The sequence below is a fragment of the Proteus sp. G2673 genome, from assembly GCF_009915125.1.
GTDB lineage: Bacteria > Pseudomonadota > Gammaproteobacteria > Enterobacterales > Enterobacteriaceae > Proteus > Proteus penneri.
In genome coordinates this window covers 22,191-36,997 of the sequence record NZ_JAABLT010000008.1, presented here as the reverse complement: position 1 = coordinate 36,997, position 14,807 = coordinate 22,191, and the positions used below count along the sequence as shown (strand labels likewise).

Annotated in this window: 11 protein-coding genes; 4 read left to right on the top strand and 7 right to left on the bottom strand. The window is 40.0% G+C overall.

Translation table 11 applies throughout. From position 1 onward, the window contains the following. Positions 1-21: 21 nt before the first annotated feature. Both GWI59_RS04210 and uvrA read right to left on the bottom strand, forming a co-directional pair. Positions 22-1,353: an amino acid permease gene (locus GWI59_RS04210; RefSeq protein ID WP_006536365.1), complete on the bottom strand. Its 1,332-nt coding sequence runs from the start codon at positions 1,351-1,353 to the stop codon at positions 22-24. Between the two features lie 667 nt (positions 1,354-2,020). Continuing rightward, positions 2,021-4,855: an excinuclease ABC subunit UvrA gene (uvrA, locus tag GWI59_RS04205; RefSeq protein ID WP_161724060.1), complete on the bottom strand. Its 2,835-nt coding sequence runs from the start codon at positions 4,853-4,855 to the stop codon at positions 2,021-2,023. Positions 4,856-5,107: 252 nt separating this feature from the next. Between uvrA and ssb1 the strand changes: the two genes are divergently transcribed. The 3 genes from ssb1 (at position 5,108) to zur (ending at position 9,096) form a co-directional block, all read left to right on the top strand. Further along, positions 5,108-5,632: a single-stranded DNA-binding protein SSB1 gene (gene ssb1, locus GWI59_RS04200; protein WP_072065188.1), complete on the top strand. Its 525-nt coding sequence runs from the start codon at positions 5,108-5,110 to the stop codon at positions 5,630-5,632. Between the two features lie 621 nt (positions 5,633-6,253). Beyond that, positions 6,254-8,158, top strand: a complete 1,905-nt coding sequence (locus GWI59_RS04195; protein ID WP_161724058.1) for a reverse transcriptase domain-containing protein — start codon at positions 6,254-6,256, stop codon at positions 8,156-8,158. 407 nt (positions 8,159-8,565) lie between these two features. Further along, positions 8,566-9,096, top strand: coding sequence for a zinc uptake transcriptional repressor Zur (gene zur, locus GWI59_RS04190; RefSeq protein ID WP_006536370.1), 531 nt, complete (start codon positions 8,566-8,568; stop codon positions 9,094-9,096). Between the two features lie 46 nt (positions 9,097-9,142). Here the strand turns inward: zur and GWI59_RS04185 are convergent, their stop codons facing one another. The 3 genes from GWI59_RS04185 to GWI59_RS04175 all read right to left on the bottom strand — a co-directional run bounded on the left by GWI59_RS04185 (position 9,143) and on the right by GWI59_RS04175 (position 10,644). Beyond that, complete coding sequence (locus tag GWI59_RS04185; protein WP_375804005.1) at positions 9,143-9,250, bottom strand: type II toxin-antitoxin system RelE family toxin; 108 nt, start codon at positions 9,248-9,250, stop codon at positions 9,143-9,145. A gap of 283 nt (positions 9,251-9,533) precedes the next feature. Continuing rightward, on the bottom strand, positions 9,534-10,145 hold the full coding sequence (gene lexA, locus GWI59_RS04180; protein ID WP_023583074.1) for a transcriptional repressor LexA: 612 nt from the start codon (positions 10,143-10,145) through the stop codon (positions 9,534-9,536). Between the two features lie 127 nt (positions 10,146-10,272). After that, positions 10,273-10,644 (bottom strand): diacylglycerol kinase, encoded by a 372-nt coding sequence (locus GWI59_RS04175; RefSeq protein ID WP_006536373.1) that lies wholly within the window; start codon positions 10,642-10,644, stop codon positions 10,273-10,275. Between the two features lie 130 nt (positions 10,645-10,774). On the opposite strand from GWI59_RS04175, the gene plsB reads away from it, so the two are divergent. After that, positions 10,775-13,258: a glycerol-3-phosphate 1-O-acyltransferase PlsB gene (gene plsB / locus GWI59_RS04170; protein ID WP_161724056.1), complete on the top strand. Its 2,484-nt coding sequence runs from the start codon at positions 10,775-10,777 to the stop codon at positions 13,256-13,258. A 102-nt stretch (positions 13,259-13,360) separates the two neighbouring features. Here the strand turns inward: plsB and ubiA are convergent, their stop codons facing one another. Both ubiA and ubiC read right to left on the bottom strand, forming a co-directional pair. Continuing rightward, positions 13,361-14,215, bottom strand: coding sequence for a 4-hydroxybenzoate octaprenyltransferase (gene ubiA, locus GWI59_RS04165; protein ID WP_006536376.1), 855 nt, complete (start codon positions 14,213-14,215; stop codon positions 13,361-13,363). Between the two features lie 28 nt (positions 14,216-14,243). Beyond that, positions 14,244-14,753, bottom strand: a complete 510-nt coding sequence (gene ubiC / locus GWI59_RS04160) for a chorismate lyase (RefSeq protein ID WP_161670920.1) — start codon at positions 14,751-14,753, stop codon at positions 14,244-14,246. Positions 14,754-14,807 lie beyond the last annotated feature (54 nt).

The following is a 14,807-nucleotide window of genomic DNA, read 5'->3' as shown; positions in this document are numbered from 1 at the left end:
AACTAGAACCGAAGCTGGCGACTATGAAAATGCCAAGAACGGAGAGATAACGAGCAGTAAACCGGTAAAGATAATCAGATAGAGTGACGCACCTTTGTATTTGTGTAACATAGGTACTTTGTACACTAAGTATGCAGGGATAAGACAACCCACCATACCGAAGATTGGGCTACAAATTGAAGTGAAGCTTAGTACTGGTGCATTAAGGATGATTGCACCCCATGCCAGTAGCACAGCGAAAATCATGATGCCATTTTGTACCCATTTTTGGTTGATTTTTTCTAATGGGATATAACGTTGCAGAATGTTCATGACGATCCCTTGTGTCGCCTCACGGAAACCTAAGTAGACACCAAAGAATGCCGTCATTACAGCGAAGATATTCAGCATAACGCTTACTACTGTAACCCAACCGCCAGGGAAGAATTTCGCAGCAATCGCTAATGCAGAGATATTTTGTTCATACGCTTTAACGGCTTCATCATGACCCATTGCTAATGTGAATGAGATTGCATAGAAGAAAACTGTACAGAACAACACACCAAACGCGATGTTCATTGCACGTAACGCTTTGTGACGAGCAACTTCACGGTTTTTATTACGACCACGGTAAGAGATAACCATTGGACTTAATGTTTGGATAAACAGAATTGAAGTCAGTGTAAAAGGTAATGTAATGATTGCTTCTTTGATTAAACGTCCAGCAGGTGGTAATGCTCCTACGTTATAAAGGTGCCACATACCAATCATGGAGAGCCCTAACGCTGCAACAACCAGCAGTTTAGTCAGCACCATAAAGCTTGATAATTTAAACAGTAATTGCTCACCACGAGAAGAGATGGCCACTAAAGCACAAATCAGGATCAATCCATAGAATGGGTTTTCTGACAGTAAACTTTCAGTCACACCAAATGTTTGTAAGTAAGAAGCACTGTCATTGGTGATGGCTGTTGAGTAAACAAACATCCAAATGACCAACATAACAAAGTAAAGTGCGCCTAATAAAATACCCCAGTTTTTACCAAGATAACCTGTGATAACGCTTGGGTAGTCTTTACACTCTGGAGATTCAGCCAACGTATTAATAAATAGACGTTGGAAAAGGTACATCGCTGGATAACCAATCAGTGAGGATAGTAGGAAAACCCATAATCCCATCAGGCCTACCTGTACAGGTAAAAACACAATACCTGCACCGATCGCCATACCGATGCTCATGATAACCCAGCCCACATCATTGCCGTCGAATTTAATAGCTGCACGCCATTCTTGTTCAGTCATACCTGCGCGACGCGCGCCAGCACTAGTTGCGGGATAGCTTGTTGTCTCTGTTTTTGAGGAAGCCGTTTCCATATTAGTACTCACTTTTTATATTGTAATTGTTAATAGCAAAACGAATTTTGGGGGTAAAAAAAGTCTATCTAACATTGCGATGTCAAAATAACCTTACTCTTTGCAGGTATTATTTATTATGGGTAAATGATAGGAAATATTACGGAGAAAAAAGTTGTTATAAATCGTGATAGCCCGAAATGATTTGGAAAAAAATTCTATCGTAAGGAGAAAAGTAGGATTATCTGTTCAAAGAGCACAGTAAATAATAACCTACCTTCTACCGCGACCTTTAAAAGCAAGTAAATATTTGATAAATAACGAAAAATACATGTTGTTATACAATAATAGTCAAGTATAACAATTGAAACAAATCACCAAATAAACTGTGCTGTCTATCACGATATACTATGATAATCCTTTCTATTTAGCTTTGTTATCTCGTATTTGGTTAAAATACTGTTGCAAAATAGCATAATTAACCATTTAATCTGTTTTTTATAAAAATAGACGATTGATAAGATAAAAATAGATAAGGAAGTGTATAACCAAAAGAGAATACTTTTTTCGATAGAATTAAATTCTATCGTACTTCATGGATTTACTTTTCTTGAAGAAATCGCGCTACAAACAAGAAAGAAGTTATTGTCTGTAGCGCTTAGATCATAAGGAAATAAGCGGCGTGATCTTAATAACCGCGTTCTAAGATTGGTTTTAAGAATCTTGCAGTATGTGAGCCTTCAAACGCTGCAACGTGTTCTGGTGTACCTGACACTAAAATTTGGCCACCACCGCTTCCGCCTTCAGGGCCAAGATCCACAATCCAGTCGGCTGTTTTGATCACATCAAGATTGTGTTCAATCACAACAATGGTATTACCTTGGTCGCGTAACTTATGAAGCACGTCAAGTAACAGCTCAATATCAGCAAAGTGAAGTCCTGTTGTGGGTTCATCGAGAATATAGAGAGTCTGTCCCGTACCACGTTTTGACAACTCTTTTGCTAACTTAACCCGCTGCGCTTCACCGCCCGATAACGTCGTTGCTGATTGTCCCAAGCGAATATAAGAAAGGCCAACATCAATCAATGTTTGTAGCTTACGAGCCAATGCTGGCACAGCATCAAAGAACTCTCTCGCCTCTTCAATGGTCATATCTAACGCTTCGTGGATATTTTTTCCTTTGTATTTAACTTCAAGAGTTTCACGGTTATAACGCTGACCTTTACATTGATCACAAGGTACATACACATCAGGTAAAAAATGCATTTCAACTTTTAAAACGCCATCACCTTGGCAAGCTTCACAACGCCCACCTTTTACGTTGAAACTGAACCGCCCCGGTGTATAACCACGAGTACGAGATTCAGGTACACCCGCAAATAGCTCACGAATAGGTGTAAAGACACCGGTATAAGTTGCGGGGTTTGAACGAGGAGTACGACCAATTGGGCTTTGGTTAATATCAATCACTTTATCGAAATATTCTAGCCCTTCAACATCTAAATAAGGTGCAGGTACACTATTTGTTGCCCCATTTAATTGGCGTTGTGCGATAGGAAATAACGTATCGTTGATCAACGTTGATTTACCTGATCCTGAAACACCTGTAATACAGGTAAATAAACCTACTGGTAATTTTAGATTTACATTTTTTAGGTTATTACCTTTTGCGCCAAGAATGGTCAGCATTTTTTCGCGATCAACAGGCACTCGTTGTTCTGGAATTGCGATGCGACGTTCACCACTTAAGAATTTCCCCGTTAATGAATTCGGGTTATTAATAATATCTTCAAGTGTCCCTTGAGCGACAATTTCACCACCATGAACACCTGCACCAGGACCAATATCAATAACATGATCAGCGGCACGGATGGCATCTTCGTCATGTTCTACGACGATCACAGTGTTACCCAAATTACGCAAGTGGATCAGCGTTTCAAGTAGACGATCGTTATCTCGTTGATGTAACCCTATCGAAGGTTCATCCAATACATACATCACACCAACTAATCCCGCACCAATCTGACTGGCTAAGCGAATACGTTGAGCTTCACCACCTGATAAAGTTTCTGCAGAACGAGAAAGTGTGAGGTAATTTAATCCCACATTGACCAAGAATTTTAATCGGTCACTGATCTCTTTTAAGACTTTTTCTGCAATCTTCGCTCGCTGACCGCTCAATTTTAGATTTTGGAAAAAGGTCATGGCATGACCAATACTGTAATCTGCTATTTCAGGCAATGTGGTGTTTTCAACATACACATGGCGCGCTTCTCGGCGTAAACGTGTACCACCACAAGAAGCACAAGAACGATTACTAATATATTTAGAAAGCTCCTCACGTACCGCACTAGATTCTGTCTCGCGGTAACGGCGTTCCATATTATTTAATACACCTTCAAAAGGATGATGACGAACAACAACATCACCACGATCGTTTGTGTATTTAAATTCAATATTCTCTTTGCCTGATCCCGTTAAAATGACTTTTTGAATATTATCTGGTAACGAATCAAATGGTGCTTCAACATCAAAATGATAGTGCTCACCCAATGAGCGTAGCATTTGGAAATAGTAGAAGTTACGGCGATCCCACCCTTTGATGGCACCACCAGCAAGGGAGATGTCTCTATTTTGGATCACTAATTCAGGATCAAAAAATTGCTGAACACCTAAACCATCACAAGTTGGACAAGCCCCTGCAGGGTTATTAAAAGAGAATAAACGAGGTTCTAACTCGCTCATGCTGTAGCCACAAACAGGACAAGCAAAGTTTGCAGAAAAAATAATGTCTTCTGCATTGTTATCATCCATATCAGAGATAACGGCAGTACCACCTGAAAGTTCTAACGCAGTTTCAAAAGATTCCGCTAAGCGTTGAGCCAGATCGTCACGTACTTTAAAACGGTCAATTACCACTTCAATGGTATGTTTTTTCTGTAATTCTAATGTTGGTGGATCAGAAAGATCGCACACTTCGCCGTCAATACGCGCACGAATATAACCTTGAGCAGCAAGATTATTGAGTAGCTTAATATGCTCACCTTTACGTTCTTTCACCACCGGTGCTAACAGCATTAAGCGCTTACCTTCTGGTTGCTCAAGTACATTATCAACCATTTGGCTCACTGTTTGAGCGGCTAATGGAATATCATGATCAGGGCAACGAGGTTCACCAACACGCGCAAATAATAGACGTAGGTAATCGTGTATTTCGGTAATGGTTCCCACCGTTGAACGTGGGTTATGTGATGTAGATTTTTGTTCAATCGAAATAGCGGGAGATAAACCTTCAATGTGATCAACATCAGGCTTTTCCATTAACGAAAGAAACTGACGAGCATAAGCAGAAAGTGATTCAACATAACGTCGTTGCCCTTCTGCATAAAGCGTATCAAAGGCTAAAGAGGATTTACCTGAGCCTGAAAGTCCCGTAATAACAATAAGTTTATCGCGAGGAATGACCAAATTGATATTTTTTAGATTATGGGTGCGAGCGCCCCGTACTTCGATTTTATCCATGAATATATCCCGGATTGAGAGAGTCGCCGAAAAAGAAATAATCGGATAATTATGACACAAAGTTAACTGAATGGATATACAGTATATATAGTGAAATTGAATGATGATGTAAACCTGTCATTTTGAGACAAAAAAATTTCGACAATGTTCACAATTGAGAAATTCATCACACGTCATATTCAAATTTTAGCGTACGTGATAAACTTATTCGTTTATGATTTCAAAAAATTTACTTTCGCAGGAGTACCTCACATGGCGAGCAGAGGCGTAAACAAAGTTATTCTTATCGGTAATTTAGGGCAGGATCCAGAAATCCGTTATATGCCAAGTGGCGGTGCAGTTGCCAACCTAACATTGGCAACATCAGAAAGCTGGCGCGATAAACAAACCGGTGAAATGAAAGAAAAAACCGAGTGGCACCGTGTGGTAATTTTCGGCAAATTAGCGGAAATTGCAGGCGAATATCTGCGTAAAGGTTCACAAGTGTATATCGAAGGCCAATTACAAACACGTAAATGGCAAGACCAAAGCGGCCAAGACAGATATAGCACTGAAGTTGTTGTTAATATCGGCGGCACAATGCAGATGTTAGGTGGCCGTGGCGGCCAAGACAGCGCGCCATCTCAAGGTGGCCAAGGCGGTTGGGGTCAACCACAACAGCCACAAGCATCACAACAATTTAGCGGTGGTGCTCAATCTCGCCCACAACAACCCGCTGCAGCTCCAGCACCAAGCAATGAACCACCAATGGATTTTGATGACGACATTCCGTTTTAAGTGCGCCATTTTGCTTTGTAAATCAAGCGCTTACGGCTAATTTATGTCGCAAGTATAGGCTGTTGGAAAGCCTATTGCAAGCCTAACTTATCCTTGTCTAGTAATAGACTTGAACCTCGAAAGAGGGAGGGGAGTGCAGCATGTTAGGTCAAAAGGCTGGTGGCGGGGAAACTATCTACTTTGCGCCAGTCATTGCAAGTCCCATAAGGTTAAACCTGATTGGTTGAATCATAGTCCATAGTGGGTTTCGGGATATCTTTGACTCACGATAGTTCAGGAGTCATACCAAGATTTACGATAATTATTGTTAAAAGGCTATCGTATCCAACAATCTTGGCACCTGCTCGGTGAGAGTGGTAATTGGACGTAAGTGGAACCTAAGTGGGACGCATCTTGTTTATAAAGAAATGCGGGATCACCTAAGTTGGTTTGAGATAAACAACCAATATGGTGACGGAGGCTCCATAGTACCCAACGTAGCCTTGTAATGAGGTAGCAGTCGGTTTAAATCCGACCTGAAATTTGAGTATAAGTATCGAGGTAACTCATACGAAAGCTTAAATGTAGGGGGGAAGGGAGACAGTTAGACACGATACTAAAAGAAGCGAGGTTCAATAGTCAGTGCTATTACAAAGAACACTCAATGCTCTGATTGGTATTAATAAAGCAAGTAAGCAAGGCTATAAGGTCAAGAAATTACATAAAATAATGTGTAACCATCAAGATCTTTGGATGCAGGCGTATGCCAACATCTACTCTAATCGTGGAGCCATGACGAAAGGGGTAGACTCAAACACACTCGATGGTATGGGTGTTGATAGAGTTCAAAATATTATCAACCTAATTAAATCAGGTGACTATCGTCCAAAGCCTTGCAGACGCACACACATCCCCAAGGATGCTAGGAATCCGAATGGTAAGAAACGACCTTTAGGAATTCCCAGTGGTGACGACAAGTTGATTCAAGAGGTCATGAGAATGATCCTTGAGGAAATTTATGAACCAGTCTTTAGCGATTGGAGCTATGGATTTCGACCCAACAAATCATGCCACACAGCACTTACTGAAATACGTAATGGTTGGAAAAGCACCAAATGGGTTTGTGATGTCGATATTAAGGGATACTTCGACAATATTAACCATGACTTATTGCTGAAATTTCTTAGCAATAAGATTGATGACCGGGCTTTTCTTGGGCTTCTAAAGAAGTTTCTGAAAGCTGGTTACATGGAAGAATGGCGTTACTTTGGCACCCACAGTGGGACACCGCAAGGGGGAATCATATCCCCTATACTAGCCAATGTTTTTCTCCATGAACTTGATGAGTTTATGAAAATTAAAATCAAAGAGTTTAGCAATGGAGGACGAAGAAAACCTAATCCTGAATACAAGCGGGCACTACAAAATCGAGCTAATCGTATAAAGTGGATAAGACAAGGCTTTGGTGCATCTGGCTACCCTGCTGATGAGCAGAAAATTGCCAAGTGGGAAATGGAAATCAAAAACCTTGAAGAGCAATTGGTTAATACCTCAAGTGTTCTTATGGACGACCCTGACTTTAAGCGTATGCGTTATGTTCGGTATGCTGACGACTTTCTAATTGGGATCATTGGTTCTAAACAGGAAGCAATGCAAGTAATGTCTGACATTACTGAATTTGTTGAGTCGGAATTAAAGCTTGAAGTATCGAAAGAGAAATCAAGCGTAGTTGACCCGAAACAAGGTTTTATCTTTCTCGGATATGAAATTCTATGTCGTAGGGAAAATAAACGAGTTAAATGTGTTGTGGGACACAACTCGGATGGCAGTAAAACTCACGCTGTTAAGCGCACCATTACTGAACACATTCACCTTGGTGTTCCGAGAGCGAAAATACAGAAATTCTGTGCGCTCCGTGGCTACGGGAATTACGAATCTGGCATGGACGGTTGCAGAGGAAAGCCTGCAATGATGTATTTGTCTGACTATGAAATTATTAGTCAATACAATGCTGAAATGCGTGGCTATGCCAATTACTATAACTTAGCACCAGTTCTATATCTGAATAAGCTACATTGGATATGGATGAATAGTCTGTTAAAGACGCTGGCTGGAAAACATCGTTCATCTAGAACTAAAATCGCTAAACGATTGAAGCAGGCTGATGGTCGATATATCCACAGAGAAATTCGTAATGGAAAACTTTATGAACTTGAAGTTTTTCAACTTAAAAATCGAAGTGTGTCTCTAGCAAGTTTTGCCGACCCGTTTCCGAATGTTTATAAATATTCGAGCAGAACTGAATTGCTAGACAGAATGGCAGGTAACAAATGTGAATACTGCGGCACCGTTACTGGATATCTTGAAGTTCACCATGTGCGTAAACTGAAGGATATTAAGGATGGTACAGAGCCTTGGAAAAGACTGATGATTGCCCGACATCGGAAGACGTTAGTTTTATGTAAGGACTGTCATGTCGATCTTCACAGAGGGAAGCTGCCAGACTATAGAAACTTTGCTAAGTCTAGCGGAGAGCCGTATGCATAGAAATGTGCACGTACGGTTCGGTGGGGGGACAACGGCTAACCCTTTTGAGGGCGCACGTGTCCTACCCAACGGTTCAGAACAAATTATCTAAAATCATCTAAAAAATTAACCCAGCTTAGGCTGGGTTTTTTGTTACTAATGGTCAGTACATATCAACATGAAAAACCATTTCGCCCATGTGAATCAACTTGCTTTACACGATAAATTATTACGTATTTATCTCTCTTTAAAAGTACCTACTTTATATTGTTGAAAGAAAACATGTTTTTTTATCGAACAGCAGATCCTTTTAAAAAGGATGTAATCCTACAGTTATTTTCACAAAACCCCACTTTACACAAAGGTTTACTCTTGAAAAATATGATAGGATCTATGTTATTAACAACGTCTGAGAGCATCTTATCCCCATGAATGAAGAGAAATTGCTCGCTCAGGCAGAAAAGATCTGCCAGAAACGAGGTGTTCGCCTGACTTCACAACGTCTGGCAGTATTACGTCTGATAATCCAGCAACCTTCTGCTATCAGCGCATATGATTTGTTGGATTTATTACGCCAAGTTGAGCCTCAAGCAAAACCGCCAACAGTCTATCGCGGATTAGAGTTTTTACTTGAGCAAGGATTTATTCATAAAATAGAATCCACCAACAGTTATGTGCTTTGTCATCATTTTGATGATGTTGAACATACGTCAGTAATGCTAATTTGTGACCGTTGCTTATCTGTCACTGAAAAGAATAGTCATAAAATCGAAGATGCGATTTCATTACTAGCAAAAGAGAGTGGATTTCATTTACGACATAGCGTCATCGAAATTCATGGATTGTGTTCACAATGCCACGAAGCACAAGAGTGTACCCATCCTGAAGGTTGTCATCATGATCATAGTATGGATGATAATCTTAAGCAGAAAAAAACCGGCGACTATAAGCCTCGTTAAACTTATAAAATACAAAAAGCCAGCTAAATGCTGGCTAATACGTGTTCTACTTTTGAATTCTCATTTCAGCTAATGAATTAGCTTTACTTTCTTCACGCTTACCAATAGCAATAACTAAAATAACGACTTCTGAATCAATAATTTGGTAAACCAATCGAAAACCAGATGCTCGTAATTTAATCTTATAGCATCTGAAGGAGATAGGTTCATTTTTCAACCACTTGATAAGCTTCTTTTTTTAGCTCATCGCCTACTCTAACTTGTATCGTTGTCATAAGCACTTACGCAATTAAAACACATCATATTGTAATTACATTTGTAGTGTAATGGTGTTTTTTTATACAAACTAGAAAAATAAAAAATGCAGATGATTTTATGTTTTTACACATCATCTGCATCTTTTTAAAATAAGTTGTGTTGACTTACTTCGGTACAAATTACAGCCATTCGCCGTTACGAATAACCCCAACGGCTAAACCTTCCACAGTAAAGCTTTGTTCGCGTAAATCGACGATAATTGGTGAAAACTCTGGGTTTTCTGCATGAAGCTCAATTTTATTACCGCTTTTCTTGAAGCGCTTTACTGTCACTTCATCTTCAATACGCGCCACAATCACTTGCCCATTGTGAACATCTTGCGTTTTATGCACAGCAAGTAAATCACCATCCATAATACCGATATCTTTCATTGACATGCCATTAACACGCAATAAAAAATCTGCACTTGGTTTAAATAGCATTGGGTCAACTTGATAATGGCTTTCAATATGCTCTTGCGCTAAAAGTGGTTCACCCGCCGCGACTCGCCCAATTAATGGCAATCCTTCTGGTTCTTCTTCCATTAGCAAACGGATACCTCTGGATGCACCAGAGACAATTTCTATCACGCCTTTACGAGCAAGAGCTTTTAAGTGCTCTTCTGCCGCATTTGGTGAGCGAAACCCAAGCTGGGAAGCTATTTCAGCCCGTGTTGGTGGCATACCCGTTTGCGAAATGTGATCACGAACCAAATCGTAAACCTGCTGCTGCCTTGCAGTTAATGCTTTCATTCCGCCCCCTGTTTGTTTATACAGTCAAACTGTGAGTATATACAGGTATATGACGATTTGAAACCTAAAATGAATATAAAACACGCATCTCTGGATTATTTTTCGACAAAAAGCGAAATTTTTAACTTTATGCGAAGAAATGCCCCCAAAGAATGGTTACCCAAGTAAATAATCCCAATATAATAGCAATCAGAACGGCGGCAGAACCCATATCTTTTGCACGTCCGGATAATTCATGGTATTCAGATCCAATTCGATCGACAACCGCTTCTATTGCGCTATTTACCAGTTCCAAGATCACAACCAATACAACGGAACCAATGAGTAAAATGCGCTCTAGACCACTGACATCGATGAAAAATGAAAGGATAATTGCAACCAAGGTCACAATTGCTTCTTGTCTAAAAGCGGCTTCATTAATCCAAGCGGCACGAATGCCTTTGTATGAATAGCCACCTGCTTTGATGATTCGGGTAAGACCTTTATTTTGATTAGCCATAATAAACTCTATCGAAAACAAACGATTATTTTGCCACTTTTCTCTATTAATATTGTCACAGCACCACAGATCTACGAAAGACTTTCTGTTATGCTTTCGAAGTATTGCTAATAAGAGGCTACAACTATTTATGTCAGCTTGGCGTAAACTATATTATAACACATTGAATTTACCACTAAAATTACTGGTAAAAAGCAAACGAGTTCCGACTGATCCTATCACTGAATTAGGGTTAGATACGTCGCGATCTTTCCTTTATGTTCTGCCTTATCATTCAAAGGCGGACTTACTGACATTAAGACAGCAATGTTTATCTTTAGGATTGCCTGATCCACTGCAACCCATTGAGATAGGCGGTACAAAGCTTCCTGCTTATGTCTTTATTGATGACGGCCCAAGAGTATTCCGTTACTACTCCCCCGATCCTCGTAAAGATTCCGTGAAGACATTCCACGCTTATCTTGATGCACATCGTAATAACCCACATCTTGATATCGAGATGTTGCCAGTTTCTGTGATGTTTGGACGCTCTCCTGGTCGTGAAGGCCATAATGGTGTTCCACATTTACGCGTGCTTAACGGTATCCAAAAATTTATCGCTATCCTCTGGTTAGGTCGTGATAGTTTTGTTCGTTTTTCACCCACTGTATCAATGCGTGAAATGGCGAACGAACACGGCACGGACACGAGTATAGCGAGAAAACTTGCACGTGTTGCACGTATTCACTTTTCACGCCAGCGTTTAGCCGCTGTTGGCCCTAAATTGCCAGCACGCCAAGATCTCTTCAATAAATTGCTTTCATCAAAAGCAATTGAAAAAGCGATTGAAGATGAATCAAAAGCGAAGAAAATCTCACTTGACAAAGCGCGTAAAAATGCCACAGATATCATGGAAGAAATTGCAGCTAATTTCTCATATGAAGCAGTGCGTATTAGTGATCGCGTATTAAGTTGGACATGGAATAAGCTCTACCAAGGTATCAACGTTTATAATGCCGAACGAGTACGTAAACTCGCGCAAGATGGGCATGAAATCGTGTATGTTCCTTGTCACCGTAGCCACATGGACTACTTACTGCTTTCTTATGTACTTTACCACCAAGGTTTAGTCCCCCCACATATAGCAGCAGGTATTAACCTCAATTTCTGGCCAGCCGGCCCTATTTTCCGCCGTTTAGGGGCTTTCTTTATTCGAAGAACCTTTAAAGGTAACAAGCTTTACTCCACCATTTTTCGTGAATATTTAGGCGAGCTATTTACACGTGGCTACTCCATTGAATATTTCGTTGAAGGTGGCCGCTCTCGTACAGGTCGATTGTTAGATCCTAAAACAGGAACACTTTCAATGACGGTACAAGCCATGTTGCGTGGTGAAACACGTCCTATCTCTGTTGTTCCAATTTACATTGGTTATGAACACGTTATGGAAGTGGCAACCTATGCCAAAGAATTACGTGGCGCAACAAAAGAGAAAGAAGGCTTTATGCAGATGGTCAGGGGATTACGTAAATTACGTAACCTTGGTCAAGGCTATGTGAATTTTGGTGAGCCAATTTCTGTTGTACAATACTTAAATCAAGCTGTACCACAATGGCGTGATGATATTGACCCCATTGAGCCACAGCGCCCAAGTTGGTTAAACCCAACAGTAAGCACACTCGCTGATAACATTATGGTTCATATCAATAATGCAGCATCTATTAATGCAATCAATCTTGTTTCAACAGCCTTATTGGCATCACGTCAACGCGCACTCACGAGAGAACAACTGTTAGAGCAAATAGATTGTTATCTACAATTATTACGCAATGTGCCTTATTCGACGGATATGATTGTGTCTGATAAAAACGCTAAAGCCTTATTAGAACACGCTCTACAGTCAGATAAATTCCAAGTCGAAAAAGACAGCTTGGGTGATATTGTGGTACTCCCTCGTGAAAGCGCGGTATTAATGACTTATTACCGCAATAACACAATCCACTTAATGATCACTCCGTCATTAATTGCAAGCATCGTCTTACATCATGAAAAAATTCATCGTGATGATTTAATGAAACAAGTTGAGCTCATCTTCCCTCTTATTAAAGCGGAACTATTTATTCGTTATGAGAAAGAAGAACTCCCTGAAGTCATTAATACTTTGATTGCAGAATTGTGCCGTCAGCGCCTGATTTGTTGTGATAGTGATGGCTTACTGCGTATCAATCCAGCGCGTATTCGTCCATTACAGCTTTTAGCCGCCAGTGTCAGAGAAACACTGCAACGCTATGGCATTACACTCTCTTTACTCAATTTTGCACCTGAAATTAGCCGTGCATTATTGGAAAAAGAGAGCCGTATCTTGGCACAACGTCTTTCAGTTTTGCATGGTATCAACGCACCTGAATTCTTTGATAAAGCGGTATTCTCTACCTTAGTTTCAACGCTACGTGAAGAAGGGTATCTCAATGATAATGAAGATATCCTAAAAGCAGATGCATCTGCCCTTTACCAAGTGATTGCAAAATTAATGTCACCAGAAATTCGCTTAACCATTGAAAGCGTCGGGATCACTGAAGATAACAATTTAGTACAAGCTGTTGACGAAAAAAGTGAGCCTAAAGCTGATGAATAATCAGTAATTAGCATTATGACCGAAATAGAAAAGGGATAAGCTCATTGCTTATCCCTTTTTATTTCTACTCAATAATAGAGAATACTTTAGCGCTTATTTATCTTAAAAATAACTAAATAAAATACCCGCAAACAAAACAAAACCAACATAGTTATTATTCATAAAAGCTTGGAAACACGGCGCTCTTTCACGCTCTGCAATAAGCTTCTGTTGATAAATAAACAGAGCTGTGACTAACAATAGCGACCAGTAGTAGATACCTTTCAAATTCAGCAAAATACCAATACCCACTAATAATGCCAGCATCACCAGTTGTAAAATACCGATAATAATTTTGTCATAACGACCGAATAAAATAGCGGTAGATTTAACCCCTATTTTTATATCATCATTACGATCAACCATTGCATATTGCGTATCGTAAATAACAGACCAGACAATATTAACCAGGAATAATAGCCAGCACACTAACGGCAAAGTTTCAGAAACGGCGGCAAATCCCATTGGAATTGACCAACCAAAAGCCATACCTAAAATAAGCTGAGGTAAGTTACTAAACCGTTTAACGAAAGGATAAAACCACGCCAGTGCAAGCCCTGCCACAGAGAGCCAAATAGTCATGGTGTTAAGTGTTAGAACTAATGCAAATGACAAGAGTACCAAAACGATAAATAAGATTTTGCTCTCTTTTTCTGTCACTGCCCCACTAGGTAATGGTCTATTTTTAGTTCGTTCAACACTGCCATCAATTTTTCGGTCAGCAAAGTCGTTTATTACACACCCAGCGGCACGCATAGAGAACACGCCAATAGTAAAGACAATCAGAATATGCCAATCTGGAAAGCCTTTAGCGGCAATCCACAAAGCCCAATAAGTTGGCCAAAGTAGTAATAGCGCTCCGATAGGTTTATCTATACGCATTAAACGGCTATATGCTTGCCATTTACTTTGCGTCATACTTCCCTCCAATTTTAGCTCCCCTTAATTACTTCTCATAAACTGGTGATGCAGGTAGAAACATCTCGGTTAATAATAAAGGTTTATCTGAAAGCTGAAAACGAGAACGGCGTAACCAATACCCATTTTGTTGCCCGATATGAATAAAATCACGACTTAAGGTTGTTTCCTGAAACAGATAATGCCCAAGTGGAACGGTTCTTAGATTGACCAGTTTTCTGTCTTCGCCTGTCAATGTCTCTTCTGGCACTAACGTCCGCCCTAATAACCAAGGAATATCATCACCACACAATACCACTTCTCTTAACCAATAACGCTGACTTTTGGGTAAACACGCTCTTTCGTCAGCAAGTTCAATAAAGTCAACAAATCCTTCTTGGTAAGGCATTACAGTGACTTTATTACAATATTGCTCAAAACGTCGAGTCATCGAGCCTAATTCCATTAACCAACTTAATGTACTTTCTTTAATACTTTCGTGTTCCTCATTAGGTAACCAATGGATAGGAGCGGGAGTAATTATTGATTTTTTGAACATTATTTCATCATCACGCGTTGATGATCCTAGCTTATGCGATTTATTATTCATAAG

Bases quoted from the DNA above. Each gene is read 5' to 3' on its own strand.
- GWI59_RS04210 (WP_006536365.1), bottom strand. From the start codon at position 1,353: ATGGAAACGGCTTCCTCAAAAACAGAGACAACAAGCTATCCCGCAACT.
- ssb1 (WP_072065188.1), top strand. From the start codon at position 5,108: ATGGCGAGCAGAGGCGTAAACAAAGTTATTCTTATCGGTAATTTAGGG.
- ubiA (WP_006536376.1), bottom strand. From the start codon at position 14,215: ATGACGCAAAGTAAATGGCAAGCATATAGCCGTTTAATGCGTATAGAT.
- GWI59_RS04175 (WP_006536373.1), bottom strand. From the start codon at position 10,644: ATGGCTAATCAAAATAAAGGTCTTACCCGAATCATCAAAGCAGGTGGC.
- zur (WP_006536370.1), top strand. From the start codon at position 8,566: ATGAATGAAGAGAAATTGCTCGCTCAGGCAGAAAAGATCTGCCAGAAA.
- uvrA (WP_161724060.1), bottom strand. From the start codon at position 4,855: ATGGATAAAATCGAAGTACGGGGCGCTCGCACCCATAATCTAAAAAAT.
- plsB (WP_161724056.1), top strand. From the start codon at position 10,775: ATGTCAGCTTGGCGTAAACTATATTATAACACATTGAATTTACCACTA.
- lexA (WP_023583074.1), bottom strand. From the start codon at position 10,145: ATGAAAGCATTAACTGCAAGGCAGCAGCAGGTTTACGATTTGGTTCGT.
- ubiC (WP_161670920.1), bottom strand. From the start codon at position 14,753: ATGTTCAAAAAATCAATAATTACTCCCGCTCCTATCCATTGGTTACCT.